The 18,335-nt window shown below is 45.1% G+C and carries 17 protein-coding genes; 8 read left to right on the top strand and 9 right to left on the bottom strand.

What is annotated here, in order from left to right:
• The 3 genes from ACJ751_RS10180 to ACJ751_RS10190 all read right to left on the bottom strand — a co-directional run.
• Positions 1-1,163: DUF3857 and transglutaminase domain-containing protein (locus tag ACJ751_RS10180; protein ID WP_407745383.1), on the bottom strand; the 1,163-nt coding region annotated here is incomplete at its 3' end.
• Positions 1,164-1,169: 6 nt separating this feature from the next.
• Positions 1,170-3,104 carry a DUF3857 domain-containing protein gene (locus tag ACJ751_RS10185; RefSeq protein ID WP_407745384.1) on the bottom strand — a complete coding sequence of 645 codons (1,935 nt, stop codon included), beginning with the start codon at positions 3,102-3,104 and terminating at the stop codon, positions 1,170-1,172.
• A gap of 45 nt (positions 3,105-3,149) precedes the next feature.
• On the bottom strand, positions 3,150-5,057 hold the full coding sequence (locus ACJ751_RS10190) for a DUF3857 domain-containing protein (protein ID WP_407745385.1): 1,908 nt from the start codon (positions 5,055-5,057) through the stop codon (positions 3,150-3,152).
• Between the two features lie 307 nt (positions 5,058-5,364).
• Here ACJ751_RS10190 and ACJ751_RS10195 point away from each other — a divergent pair, with 307 nt between their 5' ends.
• Positions 5,365-6,330, top strand: coding sequence for a TraB/GumN family protein (locus tag ACJ751_RS10195; protein WP_407745386.1), 966 nt, complete (start codon positions 5,365-5,367; stop codon positions 6,328-6,330).
• A gap of 160 nt (positions 6,331-6,490) precedes the next feature.
• On the opposite strand, the gene ACJ751_RS10200 is transcribed toward ACJ751_RS10195, so the two are convergent.
• On the bottom strand, positions 6,491-6,907 hold the full coding sequence (locus tag ACJ751_RS10200; protein WP_407745387.1) for a nucleoside-diphosphate kinase: 417 nt from the start codon (positions 6,905-6,907) through the stop codon (positions 6,491-6,493).
• 86 nt (positions 6,908-6,993) lie between these two features.
• Here ACJ751_RS10200 and ACJ751_RS10205 point away from each other — a divergent pair, with 86 nt between their 5' ends.
• A complete protein-coding gene (locus ACJ751_RS10205) occupies positions 6,994-8,001 on the top strand; it encodes a DHH family phosphoesterase (protein WP_407745388.1) in 1,008 nt (335 codons plus the stop codon).
• A 21-nt stretch (positions 8,002-8,022) separates the two neighbouring features.
• Positions 8,023-8,985, top strand: coding sequence for an FKBP-type peptidyl-prolyl cis-trans isomerase (locus ACJ751_RS10210; RefSeq protein WP_407745389.1), 963 nt, complete (start codon positions 8,023-8,025; stop codon positions 8,983-8,985).
• A gap of 91 nt (positions 8,986-9,076) precedes the next feature.
• Here the strand turns inward: ACJ751_RS10210 and folP are convergent, their stop codons facing one another.
• Positions 9,077-9,898, bottom strand: coding sequence for a dihydropteroate synthase (folP, locus tag ACJ751_RS10215; RefSeq protein ID WP_407745390.1), 822 nt, complete (start codon positions 9,896-9,898; stop codon positions 9,077-9,079).
• 324 nt (positions 9,899-10,222) lie between these two features.
• On the opposite strand from folP, the gene ACJ751_RS10220 reads away from it, so the two are divergent.
• The 3 genes from ACJ751_RS10220 (at position 10,223) to ACJ751_RS10230 (ending at position 13,592) form a co-directional block, all read left to right on the top strand.
• Positions 10,223-11,353 carry a BT_3928 family protein gene (locus ACJ751_RS10220; protein WP_407745391.1) on the top strand — a complete coding sequence of 377 codons (1,131 nt, stop codon included), beginning with the start codon at positions 10,223-10,225 and terminating at the stop codon, positions 11,351-11,353.
• Positions 11,354-11,494: 141 nt separating this feature from the next.
• Positions 11,495-12,544, top strand: coding sequence for an ABC transporter permease (locus tag ACJ751_RS10225; RefSeq protein WP_407745392.1), 1,050 nt, complete (start codon positions 11,495-11,497; stop codon positions 12,542-12,544).
• Between the two features lie 145 nt (positions 12,545-12,689).
• Positions 12,690-13,592: an SMP-30/gluconolactonase/LRE family protein gene (locus tag ACJ751_RS10230; RefSeq protein WP_407745393.1), complete on the top strand. Its 903-nt coding sequence runs from the start codon at positions 12,690-12,692 to the stop codon at positions 13,590-13,592.
• Between the two features lie 58 nt (positions 13,593-13,650).
• Here ACJ751_RS10230 and ACJ751_RS10235 read toward each other — a convergent pair whose 3' ends face one another.
• The 4 genes from ACJ751_RS10235 to ACJ751_RS10250 form a co-directional block, all read right to left on the bottom strand.
• Positions 13,651-14,289, bottom strand: a complete 639-nt coding sequence (locus ACJ751_RS10235; protein ID WP_407745394.1) for a carbonic anhydrase — start codon at positions 14,287-14,289, stop codon at positions 13,651-13,653.
• 59 nt (positions 14,290-14,348) lie between these two features.
• Complete coding sequence (locus ACJ751_RS10240) at positions 14,349-14,630, bottom strand: DUF721 domain-containing protein (protein ID WP_407745395.1); 282 nt, start codon at positions 14,628-14,630, stop codon at positions 14,349-14,351.
• A 30-nt stretch (positions 14,631-14,660) separates the two neighbouring features.
• Positions 14,661-15,743, bottom strand: a complete 1,083-nt coding sequence (recF, locus tag ACJ751_RS10245) for a DNA replication/repair protein RecF (protein ID WP_407745396.1) — start codon at positions 15,741-15,743, stop codon at positions 14,661-14,663.
• Positions 15,744-15,842: 99 nt separating this feature from the next.
• Positions 15,843-15,932: a hypothetical protein gene (locus ACJ751_RS10250; protein ID WP_407745397.1), complete on the bottom strand. Its 90-nt coding sequence runs from the start codon at positions 15,930-15,932 to the stop codon at positions 15,843-15,845.
• A gap of 570 nt (positions 15,933-16,502) precedes the next feature.
• Between ACJ751_RS10250 and pdhA the strand changes: the two genes are divergently transcribed.
• Positions 16,503-17,498, top strand: a complete 996-nt coding sequence (gene pdhA, locus ACJ751_RS10255; RefSeq protein ID WP_407745398.1) for a pyruvate dehydrogenase (acetyl-transferring) E1 component subunit alpha — start codon at positions 16,503-16,505, stop codon at positions 17,496-17,498.
• 52 nt (positions 17,499-17,550) lie between these two features.
• The gene (locus ACJ751_RS10260; RefSeq protein ID WP_407745399.1) at positions 17,551-18,246 is read left to right on the top strand and encodes a tetratricopeptide repeat protein; all 696 of its coding nucleotides are present in this window, start codon (positions 17,551-17,553) and stop codon (positions 18,244-18,246) included.
• Positions 18,247-18,335: the final 89 nt, after the last annotated feature.

Consider the following 18,335-nt stretch of genomic DNA (forward strand, 5'->3'; position numbering starts at 1 on the left):
TGGTTGCTGACCTGGGCAGGGAAATCGGGGTCCATGGCCATGGCATTGTTACCGGCATTGATAACCGCGCCATAACTTTTAATACCAACCGCGGCAAGCATGGCCCTCATGCAATTGCTCAACGCTTTACAATCGCCATACTTTTTCTTTTCGGTAAAGTCTGCCGAAAACGGACGAAAGCCGCCAATACCCAACTGAATGCTCACATACCGGAAATTCTTTTGCAAATAGGTATACAGCCTTCTTATTTTTTCATAGTTATCCGGAGCATCCTTAACCATGTCGTTAAAGAAAGCAACCCTGTCGGCGGGTAATTTGTCGAGCCCCTTCCAAAGGCTGCCGCACCAGGCGCCAAAGCCTCTCCAGGTGCTCAGGTCGCCTTCAAAGGCATCGAATTTGAACCGGTTGGGCGCCAGCATTACATATGGGTAAGGATTAACCGAACCTGCTTCGTATTTTACGGCCGGCAGGTTTTTGACCGACCAGCGGTACCATTTATAGTTGCCATCTTCCCCGGTTTCAGGTTTTAAGGCGATGTTTTTTTCTTTATAGCGCAGGTCGAGGTCTTTGGGCACTCTGGCTGTGAACACGGATGATTCCACGCTTTCATCTGCATCTTGGATGTCAAAGCTGGGAAAGAATAAATTGCCCTTATACCTTACGCTGTATTTCACTTCAAAAGTAACAGGGAAACTGCTTGAAGGGAATTCAATATAAGTGATCTTGTTATCGTCTATCAGGTTGTCACCGGCGCCGGCCGTGGTGATCATATCTTTTTGTTTGTACTTGTTTATTTGCCGGCCATTGGCATCAAACACTTTTACTTCCGCATCATCGAGGATGTGAAATTTATCAGTATACTCGGCAAAACGAAGCGCGCTTTTGCCCTTCTCATTCATAACCGTGATGATCTGGTGCACGCTTAATGACGATCGGTCGATATCGGTTACTTCAAATGTAATTTCCTCGAGCCGTTTAATGATGTCGGCATCTTTTTTTACGGTTTCGGGTATCGACAACAGGGCATATGGCGATATTTGCGCCTGCAGGGTACAGGCGGCGCAAATGGCGGTTATCAGGGTTAAGCAGTTTTTCATGGTGAATGGCCAATGGTGAATGGCCAATGGGTTTCTCAATTTTTTAATTTCTAATTCTTCATTCATCATTTCTCATTTTTTCTTAATGGCGATCTGTTCACTCAAGATAGCAAATAGCTGTTTATAGAATTCTTTAAAATCGGGGTACTCCTGTACCGCAAAAAATGGCTTGGCGAACTCCAGCGATACTCTTACTGAAAGCTGGTTATTTTCGGCCACCAGCCGCCGGGTAATGGCGATGCTGGTATCGGGCATTATCATGCGTATACTTTTCGGCAATGTTTCAAACTGGTACCCTTCGGGAATAGTAATATTGGCTACTATGCTGAACGACTGGTTTATACCAAAGAAAACATCTGAAAACCGGTTATCGGCCAAAAACGGATTTTTCTCCAGGCTGGTAAACAGGTTGGTGGAGAAATATTTGTAATCGCCCGAGGCGCTTACAGGTACATTGAAATGCACTTTTTGCACCAGTGGCAATGTATCGGCTTCCAGGTTTTCCAGTTCCAGGCTGTCCACTTGTGCGCCCTGGTTATTGGTTTTGAAATATTTCTCCAGGAACTTGGCTTTATCTTTCCTGGCTTCTTCAATACGCTGCAACCGGGCATAATCGTAGCTGTAAAGGGAGGCCCTGCCATTCATGGCGCCATTGTCGTCAATAGTTGCCTGCATAACCACAACATTCCTGTTTAACGATTTTTCGTTCCAGATCGGTTTCCAGCCCCATTCAAAGGTTTCGGGTTTTTCAATAACCAACCCTTCTGAGAACATCACATTTGGGGGGATCAGATAAGAAGGCGTGACCTTTTCAGTAGCATCCAGCACATACACTTTGTCATCAATTTCAACATAAGCCAGTACTTTATTAAACTGGTCTATATCGGCCACCATACTGGAAACAACTCCATGTTCGCGGGTGCTTACCAGTATGGCATGCGCTTTCAGATCGGCATCCTTTAGCAGGTTCACCAGTATGAGGTTAATTTCTCCGCTGGTGCCTTTTTTATCTTTCCACGCAGCTCTAACGCCATTTGATGCCCAGATATTACTGAGGCCATTCCATTCCATGTGCTTGCGAACGTATTCATGAATGATCTTCATTTTACGATACGGATCGGTGATGTTTTTCAACGCTGAATCGAGATCAGACGTGCGGGGGATATTTCTTTTCAGCTGTACGCCAAAATCTTCATCTTCCATCAGCTTTTTTATTTCCTGGGGCCAGTTCTTTAGCAGGTTTTCCCGGCGGGTGGGCAGGTTAAGTGCCATTGGCCTGAACTCAACGCGTTGCAGGTAATCTTTATCACAGCTGATGTAGGGTTCATCGCGCAACGCGGGAATATTTTTCATGACATAGGTCTGAATAATGCGGTTACTTTTGTCTTCCTTTTTTGATTCAAACGGCAATACACAATACGGCGTTGAATAAAATTCAATTTCATTGGGAAAATCAACGCGGTACCGGCTGTACTTTACAGGAATTTCGCGTTGAAAAAACCATTCTTCCAGGCTGATGCCGCTCCATGCCTGTTTCCATTTATATTCGATGATGCTGCCGGTTTTTACTTCAGGGAAGGTGAAGATCTGTTCATGATAGTATTTATCGATTGTCTTGTCATAAATGAGACTTTTCTCCACTTTGGTAGCAACAACGTTGCCTGCGCCATCGAGGTTATAGGTCTGGGCCTGCAGGTTCTTGATGTATTCAATATTTTTAAAGCTGTAATAGGGGATGTGAATGTCGGCCTTGTCCTTGCCTTTATCGCTGAGGATCTTTATGCGCACATGGCGTTCCAGTAACATGTCGCCGCCAGATTGAATGTTGCAAAACAGTTCGCCCACATCGAACAACACAACGGCATCGGCTTTGGCATCAAAATCACATGCTGACATTTCCAGGTCGGCTTTTTCAACTTTACCAAAGGCAGGAATGTCGCTGCCCTTCTGGGCAAGCAGGGCAACAGGCATGGCAATACAGGCAAATAAGGTTAATAGTCGATTCATTGGGGGTTTTTATGGTTTAATTTGGTTAATCAAGGTTGGTAGCTGCTAAGGCTTTCGAAGCACGATCTGTTCATTCATGATACCGGCCATTTTTTTATAAAACTCCTTTATGTATTCGTATTCATCGGCGGTAAACACCGGACGCGTGAAGTTGATCTCATATTTCACCCGTAGCACATTGTCCTTTACTTCCATATACCGCATAAAGGAGATGCTGGTGTCGGGCATTATCATGCGGAGATTTTTGGGCAGCGTTTCAATTTTCAACGATGCCGGCAGTTCAATATCTTCCAGTACCGTATGCGATTGCAGGCAACCGAAATCGATATTCGTAAACCGGATATCAGAGATGAACGGGTTTTTGACAATACTGGTGAACAGGTTCAGGTTAATGAGTTTGTAGTCGCCGCTGGCGATGGCCGGAATAGAAAAGTTAAATTGCTGCTCAAGGGACAGGGAATCGTTATCTATGTTATGCATTTGCAGGCTATCCACTTTCAACCCGGCCTCATAGGAAGTGTAATAGTTTTCCCGGAAGCGGTCTTTATCGCGTTGCCAGGCCCTGATGCGGGTAAGGCGGGCGTATTCTTTACTTTCAATAAAGGCTTTACCGGTCATGGCGCCATTGTCGTCAATGCGGGCCTGAATATTTACATAGTTCCGGTCCTTTTTTTCCGTTTCGGTAAGCGTAATAATGCCACCTTTCTTTTTATTGACCAGGAATGCTTTTGTATTGATAACGGTGAAAGGCGTCATGAAAGGCGGGGTATAAGGGCCCGCTGCATCCAGAACATATTTTTTATCGTTGATCAGCACACAGGCCATTGTTTTATTGAACTGGCCAACAAAAGGAAATTCAGGGTTCACCTTGCCATTACCACGTTCGCTCACCAGCAATGGATATGCTTCCAGACCTGCTTCTTTCAGCAGGTTTATCAGCAACAGGTTAACATCGCCGCTGCTGCCCTGCTTTTTTTCCCAGGTTTCTTTAACGCCATCGCCAGCGACAAGGCCTCCGATACCATTCCAGTTAATGTTTTTATAAACGAAATTGTAAACGGCTGCCATTCGCTCATAGGCAGTCGGGATCGCTTTCACTTTATCGAGCCACTCTGGCCCAACCGGGATGTTTTTATTCAGTTGAACGCCAAAATCTGAGCGCTGCATTATTTCGCGGGTAACCTCGTCCCAGGTGGTCATATAGCGCGTAGTGCCGCCAAACATGCCCGCGTAACCCGACAACTGAAATTCTATATGCTGCAGGTAATCTTTTTCTGCATCCATAAACGGTTCATCGCGTAACCCGGCTATGTTGTTCATTTCAAAATAGATCCGGCCTTCCGATTTTTCTTTTTTGATCACAATGGGCAATTGATCGCTTTTGAAAATGCGGTAGGTAAATTCATAGTTAGGCATTACCGCCAGCGAAAAATGGCTGTGCATAACAGGGATCTCGCGCTGGAAATTCCAGTCGTTGAGGTGGTAGCGTTTAGCGGTGATAAAGTATTTATATTCTATAATAGTGCCCGGCTGTACATCGGGCATGGCGATCTTTACTACTGACCACCATTCGTTTATCTTTTGGCGAAAGATGGCTGACTGCGGAACTTTTTTAACGTCGGGAACTGTTTTGGGGTTGTACGAATAGGCTTCAATTTCGCTTATGTATTCCATATCGTCTTTACTGTAATAACGGATAACTACATCCCCATAGCGGTTTCCTTTTTGTTTCAGGATCTTTAACCGGGTACGCCGGGTATAAATTTGTTCATTCCGGTCGTTGTCAACGCGCGCCTCGTCAAAGATCACCACGGCGTCGGCTTCTTTATCGAACGGACATTCGGTGATGGATTTTTCAGCATCCGTAAATTCTCCCGGTTCGGGCAGGGTGGTTTGTGCAGCACACAGTTTAACAAGCGCCAGGCACAACAAGCTACAAACAAAGCGTTTCATGCACAGTTTTCTTTAAGCAATAGTTTAAAAATATTGAATAATGAACCCCTCTTCAACATTCGTTATTGAAAATTCGTTATTCAATATTCAATTACGGTATAAACGTTGTCTGATCCGTTTATTGCCCGTTCTCTGGTTTTGTAAATTTATTCGTACATATCAACAAGCCGGTTTAGCTTTGATTGATATTCCGGATGGGCTTTTTACCGGTGTTTCAGGAAGCTACGCACCGCAATTATAATAAAAAAAAGCACCCTATTCAAGAGGCAGGACAAAAGCAAGCAATATGTTATCGAAAAAAGTTAGTATGTTATTTTTTTATGTGGCCCTGGCTATGACCGGATTGGGACAGCAAAACGGCAATTCCGGCAAAAAAGAAAATGCCTCCCTGTCGAAAGGCGGTCGTAATCACCTAGACAACACGTTGTTATGGCGAATAAGCGGTAACGGGCTCAAACGCCCGAGTTACCTGTATGGCACCATGCACGTATTGTGTGCCGAAGATGCCACGGTGAGCGATAGCCTGAAATTTGTTATAAAAAATTGCGATCAGATCTATTTTGAGCTGGATATGGACAATTTAGGCGAAACGCTGGGCGCCCTGAAATACCTCCGCATGAACAACGGCACCAAATTGTCGGAATTGCTTACCAAAGAAGAATACGCAAAAGTGGAAGCCTATTTCAAACAAAATTCACTGCCTTTGAGCATGTTCAACCGGGTGAAACCGTTTTTCATTTCCAGTCTTATTGGCGAACAAATGATGGCGTGTACAGGAAAAGAAGGGGAGGGATCACCTCTTTCCCAAAAGAACGGCATGGAAGAACTGATTATGCGGGAGAGCAAACAGTACAATAAAGAAATAAAAGGGTTGGAAACAACCGAATTCCAGGCTTCTATTTTCGACAGCATCCCTTATGAGAAACAAGCAAAAGAACTGGTAACATATATTGACAGCATCGATACTTATAAAGCCGCAACCCTGGAAATGGTAAAAGCATACCGCGAGCAAAACCTGGAGTTGCTGGATTCGCTGTCGAACAAAAGCGACCCGGGCATGGAGGCAGAATATATGGACCTGTTGTTGTATGGCCGCAACCGCCACTGGGTTGAACAAATGCCGGCGTTGATGAAGGAGAGCAGTCTGTTATTTGCAGTGGGTGCGGGGCATTTACCCGGCGATCAGGGAGTAATAAATCTGTTGCGTAAGAAAGGGTATAAGTTGACGCCGATGAAGAATGTGGGTAAGAGTAAGAATACGGAGTCGCTGTAGGCGGGTTGATCAGTTAACGAGTTAACAGGTTAACAAGTTGAAATATTTAAAATATGAAAGGCGTGGTCGGTTCAAACCTGCCACGCCTTTTTGTTTTCGGGATTTCAACTGGTAAGAGAACCTTGTCAACCCCGTCAACATATTAACTTGTCAACTAATATTAAAACTGCTCCAATCCGTTGAAGAAGAAACTGCCTTCGATAGCGGCATTTTCATCGCTGTCGCTGCCATGAACGGCGTTTTCGCCGATAGAGGTAGCAAACAGTTTGCGAATGGTGCCGGCTTCGGCCTGGGCGGGGTTGGTAGCACCGATCAGGGTACGAAATGCATTAACGGCATTGGGTTTCTCCAAAATGGCGGCAATGATAACACCGCTGCTCATGAAATCAACCAGTTCGCCATAAAAAGGACGCTCTTTATGCACAGCATAGAACTCACCGGCTTTTTCCTTGCTTAATTTGGTCAATTTCAGCGATACAACGCGGAACCCTTCTTTAATGATCCGATCTAATATCGCTCCTGCATGTCCATTCTTCATGGCATCGGGTTTAATCATGGTAAACGTGCGGTTACTCATACAATCTTCAATTTTGGCCGCAAAAGTAAGAGAAGTTTTTAAGTTTTGGTCATTGAGCTTTATTTCCGCAACTTTGCTGCCGTTTCATGAAACCTATACAAGACATATATCCCCATTTAACAACCCCGCGCAATGTGGTGATTACCACGCATCAGAAGCCTGATGCCGACGCTATGGGCAGCTCATTGGCCATGTATCATTTTCTGACCTCCCTGGGTCATTCAGTTACCGTAGTGTCACCTACGAACTGGGCCAAATGGCTCGACTGGATGCCCGGAGCCGCGAATGTGATAGATTATGAACTGCAGCGCGACAGGGGCGAGGCCGCCTTAAAACAGGCGCAATGGGTTTTCTGCCTCGATTTTAATGTGCTGGTTCGTACCAAGCATATGGCAAATACCTTGCGTCAGGGCCCTTACGACCGAATTTTAATCGATCACCACCAGCAACCCGAGGCAGCCATTTTTACCTGGGGTATCAGCGATACCGCTAAAAGCAGCACCTGCGAAATGGTGTATGATTTTATCGTGGGCGGCGGCTATGGCGACCGTATTACCCCGGCCATCGCCGATTGCCTGTACGCCGGTGTTATGACCGATACCGGTTCGTTCCGCTTTCCTTCAGCCAGCGCCGCCGTACACCGGATGGTGGCCGACCTGAAAGACCGCGGTTTGCAGCACACCCTGGTGCATGAGAATATTTACGATAATTTCCACGAAAACAGGCTCCGGTTTATCGGGCACATCCTGCTGCACCGTATGGACCTGTTCTACGAATACAACACAGCCCTGATCTCTATTCCCAAAAAAGACCTGTTGCGCTATGAGGTTAAGACCGGCGATACCGAAGGCCTGGTGAACTGGCCCCTGAGTATCCAGGGCATTAAACTGGCCGCACTGGTGATTGACCGCGATGAAGAACGGAAATGGAGCTTCCGCAGCAAAGGCGATTTTGACGTAAATACCTTTGCCCGCATCTATTTTGAAGGCGGTGGCCATTATAATGCAGCCGGCGGCCGCAGCAGTGATTCCCTTGATGGAACCGTACAACGCTTCTTTGAGGCTATGAAAGAAAACGCTTTACAGTTACAATAAAACTTTATTACAAATATTCAAATGAAAAAAACAACGATTTTATTAAGTGCCCTTTCTATGTTGTTGTTGTCAACAACAGCCTGTAAAAATAGCGGGTTTAAAAAAACAAAAAGCGGTTTGCTTTATAAGATCATCCCAACCGGCAGTGGTCCGCTGGTAAAAAGAGGTGATATTATAAAAATTCAATTTGTACATAAATTAAGAGATTCCGTTCTGGCTAACTCATACGAGCAAATGCCTTTTTATGCAAAGGTTGACAGCGTAGGTCCTACTTACGACCCACAGGAAATTTTCTCTATGCTGCACAAAGGCGACAGCGCTGTAGTGATCCGTGAGGCCGACACCCTGGCTAAAAAACAAGGCATGCTGCCCGAGTTCATTAAACCAAAAGATAAACTGGTTTTATCTTTCAAAGTGGTAGACGTTTTCAGTGTTGACAGCATTGCGCAAAAAGATCAGATGGCTGAAATGCAAAAAGCACAGGAACGCCAGAAAGTGAAAATGGAAAGTCTGAAAGGACCTGCAGTAAAAGAACTGGAAGACTACCTGGCTAAAAATAACATCAAATATCAAAAAGGGCCCGAAGGTACTTTTGTTGAAATTAAAGATGCCGGTACCGGCGCCCAGGTTGATTCTGGTAAATTCTGCTCCATCCGTTATACCGGTAAAGTGTTCCCTACCATGAAAGTGTTTGAAACAAATAACGAACCTGGTAAACCTGCTTTTGATGTTCAGGTTGGAACCCACGCCGTTATTCCTGGTTGGGACGAAGGTTTGAAATTCTTCAAAAAAGGTGGAAAAGGTACATTGTACATTCCGTTCTACATGGCTTACGGTGCACAACCCGGCCCTGGTGGCAAACCATACGAGAACCTGGTATTCGATATTGAAGTGGCCAATGTTAGCGATAGCGCGCCCAAACAAGCGCCTATGATGCCAATGCCTCCTCAACAAGGACAACCTCAGCCTCAGCATACTCATTAATAGCTTTGCTATTACAAGCAAGAATAACGAGCCCCCGCGATTTTAGCCGGGGGCTTTTTCTTTTACCCGCCGAAGCTTTAGCGTAGGCGGGTTATAGTTGAGCAACCAGCGTAACAGCTTCCTTCGCCTCCTTTACATCATGCACCCTTAAAATATGCGCCCCATTGAGCAACCCGATGGTATTTAGCACCGTGGTGCCGTTTAAGGCTTCCTTCGCGGTTATGCCCAGCGTTTTATAAACCGATGATTTGCGGGAAAGCCCGATGAGTATGGGTTTATCGAGCATTTTCAGCAGCGCCAGGTTTTTCAGCAGGGTGAAATTATGGGTGGGAGTTTTGGCAAAACCAAACCCGGGGTCAATAATCACATCTTTAATGCCGGCCTTATGACATTCAGCTGTTTTTTGAATAAAGAAATCCAGCACCTCGCGGGTAACATTGTCGTACGTTGCGTGTTGTTGCATGGTGGCCGGCGTTCCTTTTATATGGGTACAGATGTAGGGAACACGCAGAGCGCCGGTGGTAGCAATCATGGCGGGATCAACCAGGCCTGCACTCACATCGTTGACGATGGAAGCGCCGGCGGCCACCGCTTCAGCGGCTACCCGGGCATAATAGGTATCGATGGAAATTACAGCTTCCCGAAAATTATAATGCAACGATTCAATAGCGCCCGTAACCCGCTGTAGCTCTTCCTCGGCAGAAACGGTGCTACTGTTGGGGCGGGTGCTTTGTCCGCCAATATCCAGGATGTCGGCCCCGGCTTTCAGCATTTCCTCAGCCTGTTTCAGCACACCGCTTGCGCCCATAAAGCGGCTTCCTTCATAAAATGAATCGGGGGTGGTATTGATAATGCCCATCACCAGGGGCTTATCTATCACCAATAAACGGCCTTTACAATTCAGCGTATACATTTATGGTTTGTTCATTACATTTGATGGGCTAAAGGTAAGTTGACTGGTTGATAAAGAAAGCAAGTTGACCAGTTGACCAGGGAAATGCAAGTTGACGGAGTTGATAAGTTAACAAGTTGACAAGTTAACAGAGCCTGCCCCGATGAAGTCGGGGTTGAATATAATCGCGAGGCCAAAATTGCCGATTGCCGATTGCCGATTGCCGATTGCCGATTGCCGATTGCCGACAAAATCGGTGTTCAGCAATAAGGGCATTTGCCGTTTCACGATTGCCGACTACCCACTAAATCACTACCGAATCACGCTAGAACTTTTAAACATAATATGAGAACATTACTCAACATAACCCGTATCATCGTAGGCGTTCTTTTTATTTTTTCCGGACTGGTGAAAGCCAACGACCCCCTGGGCCTGAGCTATAAAATGCAGGAGTTTTTTGAAGTATGGGGCTGGAGTTTCCTGGATAATTATACCCTGACCTTTTCGGTAGCCATGATCGCATTTGAGATCATCGCCGGGGTGGCCGTGCTGGTAGGCTGGCAAATGAAATTGTTCAGCTGGCTGTTATTGCTGCTGATCGTTTTCTTCACCTTCCTCACGGGGTATGCCCTGTTCAGTGGAAAAATACGCGAATGCGGTTGTTTTGGCGATTGTATTCCCCTGACCGCCGATCAGTCGTTCATGAAAGATCTTATTTTGCTGGTGTTGATCGCTTTTATCTTCCGGCAGCAAAATAAAATAAAACCGGCTTTAAATAAAACCTTCAGCCTGGCAGCGCTTTTCTTTACCGTTATTTTTTCTTTTGCCTTTCAATGGTACGTGCTGGTGCATCTGCCGGTGAAGGATTGTTTGCCTTATAAGATAGGCAATAACATTTCCATGAAAATGCAGGTCCCGCCCGGTTCCATTCCCGATAGTACGGTGATTAGTTTTGTATATGAGAAAGCTGGCAAACAGGTGGAGTTCACGGCAGATAACTTTCCCGCCGATTATGATGAAGCAACCTATAAATTTGTAAAGCGGTACGATAAAGTAGTGCGCAAGGGCAATGCCTCGCCGGCTATAAAAGACTTCTCCCTGCAAACATTTAACGGTGTTGATACTACCCAGGCGTTGCTGAATGCAGATGAATACCAATTGTACCTGTTCCTGAAAAACGGCTATACCACTGACGGAGAATGGCCTGTCAAGCTGAATATGATCATGCGGATCGCCGAAAAGAAACACATAACAGGATTTATGGTCACCAATGTGGCTATGGAAACGCTGAAACAGCATCCACCCGATGTGTTTTATGCGTTTATCCCGTTGCGTTGTGATGCCACCGCCATTAAAACCGCCGCCCGTACCAACCCCGCTTTGTTTTTGATAAAAAAAGGAACTATCTTAAATAAGTGGAGCTATGCGGACCTTGAACAAGCGTTATTGGTAGTAAGCAATTTGCCAGGCAATTAGTCGTGAAACGGCAAACGGCAATGGATTTCCGAAAATTCAACCTCAGTTTTGCCTTTTAACCTGTTAACTTGTCAACTCGTCAACTTGTTAACTGGTCAACTGGTTAACTCGTCAACTGGTCAACTAATCAACTCGTCAACTTTGATAAAGTATTTCACAAAACGGATATTATATGGTTTCCTGGTGATGCTGGGCGTAATCGTACTGGTATTTTTATTATTCCAGGGATTTGCCGATCCTTCAAGACTCATAATGGGGCAGCGGGCCGATGCCTCCACGCAGGAAAATATCCGGCGCGAGTTGTACCTCGACCAGCCCAAATGGAAACAATTTGTGTTGTTCCTGAACGATCTGTCGCCAATCGCCATTCATACCGATAGCGAAATAGAGAAAAAACAATTGAAAGGCTTCTTTATTGGCAGTGGCATTAACCTGGCCATCAAAGTGCCTTACCTGCGCCGTTCTTACCAAACCAAAAAAAATGTAGGCGAAATATTGATGGAAGCATTGCCCGGCACGTTGTTGCTGGCCATTGCCGCCATGTGTATTGCCGTTGCGCTGGGCATACCGCTGGGTGTACTGGCAGCCGTGAAAAAAGATACCTGGATGGATACGTCCGCTATTTTTACCAGTGTACTGGGCATTTCGGCCCCTTCTTTTTTTATGGGCATTGTGATTGCCTATCTGTTTGGGTTTGTTTTGAGCCATTATACCGGTTTACACATGACGGGCAGCTGGCGCGATATGGATGAAATTACCGGCAAACCATTCTGGTCGTTACAAAACCTGTGGCTTCCTGCCATTACCCTGGGTATACGTCCGCTGGCCATTATTACCCAGCTTACGCGCAGCGCCATGCTCGATGTGCTGAACCAGGATTATATCAGAACCGCCTATGCCAAGGGTTTACCTAAACGCGTAGTGATTTGGAAACATGCCTTACGCAATGCCCTGAATCCTGTAATTACGGCTGTTACCGGCTGGTTTGCGGAACTGTTGGCGGGTGCATTTTTTGTAGAATATATTTTTGGCTGGAAGGGAATCGGCAAAGTGACGGTTGACGCACTGGAGAAACTCGATTTTCCTGTAGTGATGGGCTCGGTGTTGATCACCTCATTCTTTTTTATACTGGTTAATATATTAGCCGATGTTTTATATGCTGTAGTGGACCCAAGGGTGCGATTGCAATAATACACGTTCGTTAGTTATTTAGTTTTTTAGTTCGAAGTTGTTTAACTACGAAGCTCAAAATTGAAGTGGAATTCAAAAATGAATAACTAACAAACTAACAAACTAAATAACTTAAGAAACTAATAACGTAAGAACCAAGAGTATTATGAATAAATTTATCATAGCGGGTGCGACAATTATAATGATTGCTGGTTGCCATCGAAAACTCAGTCCCCAAAAAGAGTTTGACAAATCCCTGTTCCGGGCATATGACCATACGGCGGAAAATTTATTTACAAAGAATTGCGAAGGACCGGCCGTTGATAAGGATGGTCGTTTGTTTGTGGTGAACTTTCAAAAAGATGGCACCATTGGACTGGTGCAACCAGATGGCAAGGTGGAATTGTTTTTAACGCTGCCCGGGAAAAGCGTGGGCAACAGCATTCGCTTTACGGCAGCAGGACATATGCTGGTAGCCGATTTTGTGGAGCACAACATCCTGGAAGTTGATCCTGTCACCAAAGAAGTAAGTGTGTATTGCCACAATGACCGCTTTAATCAACCCAATGATATTTGCATCAGTAAAAAAACGGGCGTTGTATATGCTTCTGACCCCAACTGGCAAAAGCAAAACGGTCAGATCTGGCGAATAGGGACTGATAAAAAAGCCGTGTTGCTGAAAGAAAACGTGGGTACTGCCAATGGTATTTGCCTGAGCCCCGATGAAAAAACGCTGTACGTAAATGAAAGCATTCAACGGCGCGTAATGGCTTACCAACTGGATGCTAAAGGCAACATCACCGGTGAGAAAACATTCGCCACCTTCACCGATTTTGGTATGGATGGAATGAAATGCGACAGCAAGGGCAACTTGTTTATCTGTCGTTATGGTAAAGGAACCATCGCCATCTTTAACGATGGTGGCCGTCAGATCCAGGAAGTGGAGCTAAAGGGTAAAGACGTGAGCAATATCACTTTTGGCGGTAAAGACGATAGGACCTGTTTTCTTACTTTACAGGATAGAAAATGCATTGAGAAATTCAGGACAGACATTCCTGGTAATAGATAAGAGTTGATCAGTTGACCAGTTGACCAGTTAACTCGTCAACTGATCAACTGGTCAATTGTTACTTTCCAGTAAGATTATATATCTTTTCGATCCGCTTCAGTATACCTTCAAAGTCGATCTTTAAATCCTTTAGCATTCCATTGTGCAGGTCGAACACCCAGCCGTGTACAATGGGAAATCCTTTTTCTTCATACATCAACTGCACTGCAGCGGTTTTAATAACGTTGGTAGCCTGTTCAACTACATTCAGTTCAACCAGCCGGTTATAACGCAAGGTATCATCCTCAATGCTGTCTAATTCCTGTTCGTGTAAACGGTATACATCCCTGATGTTACGAAGCCAGGGGTTTAAGATCCCCAGATCAACCGACTGCAAAGCTGCTTTCACCCCGCCACAGTTATAATGACCGCATACTATAATGTGTTTTACCTGCAGGTGCCGCACGGCATAATTCAAAACCGACATTACGTTGAGGTCGACGTTGTTTACTAAGTTGGCAATGTTGCGATGTACAAACACCTGACCGGGACTGGCGCCCATGATCTCTTCAGCAGTTACGCGGCTGTCGCTGCAACCAATGTACAGGTACTCGGGTTGCTGACCGGCAGCCAGTTTTTCCAAAAAGTTTGCATCTTTTTCCATTTGCTGACTAACCCATTGACGGTTGTTCTCAAAAATCTGGTCGTAAGAGAGCATATGCTATAGTTTACATTTGAATCAACGAAGAGGGATGGGCTTTGACTGGAATTATTATCTTATTGTATCACTACATTATTGATGGTGTACTCGCCGAGGACTTCATTAACTCTTTTAATGATATTTTCTTTTTGATAAAGAAGTTCCTGTTTCAGCGGGGCCATGGTAGTGGTGATGTATAATGTTTTACCCTGGATCTGTATTTTATCGGTGTATTTGGCAATGGTTTTACCCATGATCTGTTCCCACACATCTTCTATCTGTAATGCCTGTATGTAACATTTCAACTTGCTATGGTTGAGGAAGTATTTTAGTGCGTCACCGAGTGAATATTCTCCCATGGCTGCAAGGTAATAAGTTTTGACGATTCCTTACAAACTGATCAGCTGGTATTGCATGCCCAAACTATCAAAATGGTGCCTGATACGATCAGGGTGCGTATCGGTGATAAAAACCTGGCCGGCGTTTTTTATACAAACATGATCGAGCAGGTTGTGCATGCGGTCGGCATCGAGTTTTTCAAATACATCGTCGAGCAGGAGCAGGGGCGGAAATTGTTTGGCCTGTTTCAGGGTGTCGAACTCGGCTAATTTCATGGCAAACAACAGGCTTTTGCGCTGACCCTGGGAAGCGAGTGATTTAAAAGGCTGGTTGTTCAGCCGGGTATTGATGTCGTCGCGATGAATACCGCCGCTGGTGCGTTGCATCATGCAATCTTTCTGGCGCAGCCGATGTAATAATTGCGGAAACGAACAATCGTGCAGCTGGCTTTCGTAGGAGAGGACCAGCGGTTCCGACTGGCCGGCTATCTGCGCATAGAATTTCGATACCAGGGGCAAAAATTCCTGCAGAAATTCATTTCTTTTTTGATATATGAAAGCGCCGTACCGGGCGAGTTGTTCGTCATACACATCCAGCAGGCTGTAATCTGTCATTCTTTTTTCGGCCATTGATTTTAAAAAGCCATTGCGTTGCTGCAATACCTTATTATAATCCATCAGTTGTTGCAAATACCGGGCGTCGAGCTGGCAAAGCAGGGCATCGAGTAGGCGGCGGCGTTCTTCGCTGCCACCGGTAATGATCTGCACATCGTCGGGCGCAATTATCACGCAGGGAAGTTTGCCAATATGGGAGGCCAGTTTTTCGTACGGTTCGTCGTTTACTGAAAACTCCTTGCGACCGGTTTCCCGTAAAATGCAAACCACTTTCTGGGGATCGTTCTGAAGGGTGAAATGGCCTTCGATGCGAAACCCGGCTGAACCGTGTAACATGTTCTGGCTATCGCTGCGGGTAAAATAGCTTTTGGTGAAACAGCAATAATAAATGGCGTCGAGCAGGTTGGTTTTGCCTACGCCGTTCGATCCGCAAATGCCTACTATCCGTTCGGTGAACGAAAATTGCCGGTGTTGATAGTTTTTAAATTGGGTGAGGGATATGTTGTTGAGTTGTAACAAGTTTTTTGTGCTGTATTCTTAATGCTTGGTTCCTGTTTTCTGACTTTTCTCTCCTTATTTTCAACTTGTTGCTAAAGGTTGCTGACTTAACAGGAGAAGTTAGAGACTTTTCGCTGCAAGTTCGCAACTTTGGGGCACAAGTTGCGAACTTCCGCTCACAAGTTGCGAACTTCCACTCACAAGTTTCAAACTTATCCACCAAAGTTTCGAACTTTTGGTCGTAAGTCACGAATTACCTCCGATACCTTAAAAGAGTCCCGGATTCCTGAAAGGATTTTTGAATTCCCTGAAGGAAAAAAGCATTCCTGTAAGGTTTTCGGAATTCTCTGAAGGATTTCAGTATTCCTTAAAAGAGGCCTGGGTTCCTTCTGGGATTATTAAATTCCTATGAGGAATAGTGAATTTCTTCCAACCTTTCTGATCTCCCAACAGGAAAAGCGATTTCCTGCCGGGTTTTCTCTTTTCCAGACAAGATCCTTTGATTCCCGCTGGTCTTTCTTTTTTTCTGGAAGAAACAGGGGTAAGAACTTTAAACTTTAAACGTAAAACCTGACAGTTTTACCGGAAATATGTCCTTTATACAGTCAGACAATAAGTTTTACCTCCAAACAACTGGCTATCAAACCATCAATTAGGGCTAAAAATGTTAATCCCCATTCCATAATTCCCATTCTTACCCTATCTTTGCCCCCGCCTTTGCCGGCCAGTCCAGATATATCGGAGGGCTTCGGCGGGGTTAAAACCTCAAATTTTTATAAAGTGGCTTCGAAATTCTCCAAAGAAACGTATTTGTATTGGTACGAGTTAATGCTCCTGATCCGTCAATTTGAACTGGCAGCCGAAGAAAAATATAAAATGGAAGGTAAGATCCGCGGCTTTTTCCATGCCTATGTAGGGCAGGAAGCCATTGCCGCCGGTGTAATGACCGCTACCCGCCAGGAAGATCCTTTTGTAACTGCTTACCGCGACCACGGTCTGGCACTGGCAAAAGGTATGAGCCCTGAAAGCTGTATGGCCGAGCTGTATGGTAAATCCACAGGTTGTGCTAAAGGTAAAGGTGGTAGTATGCACTTCTTTGGTAAAAAAGAATACTTCTTTGGCGGTCACGGTATCGTAGGTGCTCAAATTGGCACCGGAGCCGGATTGGCCTTTGCGGAAAAATATAAAGGAACCGACAATTTATCTGTGACCTTCTTTGGCGATGGCGCCGCACGTCAGGGTATCCTGCACGAAACCTTCAATATGGCCATGACCTGGAAATTACCAGCCATATTCATTTGTGAGAACAACAACTACGCTATGGGTACCTCTGTTACACGTACCAGTAACGTACATGATATCTTTAAACTGGCCGATGCATATGAAATGCCTGCTGATTCAGTAGATGGCATGAGCGCTGAAGCTGTTCACGAAGCCATGACACGCGCGGTAAAAAGAGCCCGTGAAGGCGGTGGACCAACATTACTGGAAATAAAAACGTATCGTTATAAAGGTCACTCAATTTCTGACCCACAGAAATACCGTACCAAGGAAGAAGTGGAAGAATACAAACAACGTGACCCCATTCAACTGGTGCTGAACACCATCACCAAGAATAAATACGCTACCAAAGACGAGATTGCTGCAATCGACAAACGGGTGAATGATAAAGTAGCGGCTGCTGTGAAATTCGCAGAAGAGTCGCCCATCCCAACTGAGGATGAAGTGTTGAAAGACATTGTAATGACACCTGATTATCCGTTCATTGTTGATTAAAACCTGCTTTTCCCTAAGTAAACAACATTGTCAACTAAAACATGAATAATTCATGGCGACTGAAGTAAAGCAAGTGCCAGAACAACCAGTAGAAAGATCATCCGAAGAAAGAGTGGTGGATTCGGCCCGCGATTTCTGGGGTAAGAACAACAAAGTTATTACCTACGCTTTAGCCGGTCTGGTGGTGATTGTAGGCGGTTATTTTGCATATACAAAATTCTATAAAGCACCAGCAGAAGCAAAGGCGGCAGAAGCCATCTGGAAAGCTGAAGACTATTACAGACTGGATTCTTTTAAACTGGCTTTGGAAGGTGATGGACAGAGTGCCGGCTTTTTGAAAGCCATTAAGAACAACAGCGGTACTAAAGCCGGTAACCTGGCTCAGTTCTATGCTGGTTCTTGCTATATGCAACTGGGCGATTTCAACAACGCCATCAAATACCTGAAAGATTTTTCTACCAACCAGGTTGAAATGGAAGTGCGCGCTACCGGTTTACTCGGTGACGCCTATTCTGAGCTTGGAAAGAAAGAAGAAGCCATCGGTTATTATAAAAAAGCGGGTACGCTGTTCGATAAGGATGATATCAATTCACCCGAATACCTGTTCCGTGCAGCTATGCTGAACCAGGAACTGGGCAAGAACAAAGACGCTATCGAACTGTTACATCAGATCAAGGATAAATATCCTAGTAGTCAACGTGCATTTGAGGTAGATAAATACCTGGGTAAACTGGGTGATCTGAATTAGTTACAAGTTACAGGTTGCAGGTTACAGGGATTTAAATACAAGTAGTGCATCTGCATTGGCAAGCCCCCTGAAACCTGGAACTTGAAACC

Origin of the sequence: Niastella sp., from assembly GCF_045805085.1 — a bacterium.
GTDB lineage: Bacteria > Bacteroidota > Bacteroidia > Chitinophagales > Chitinophagaceae > Niastella.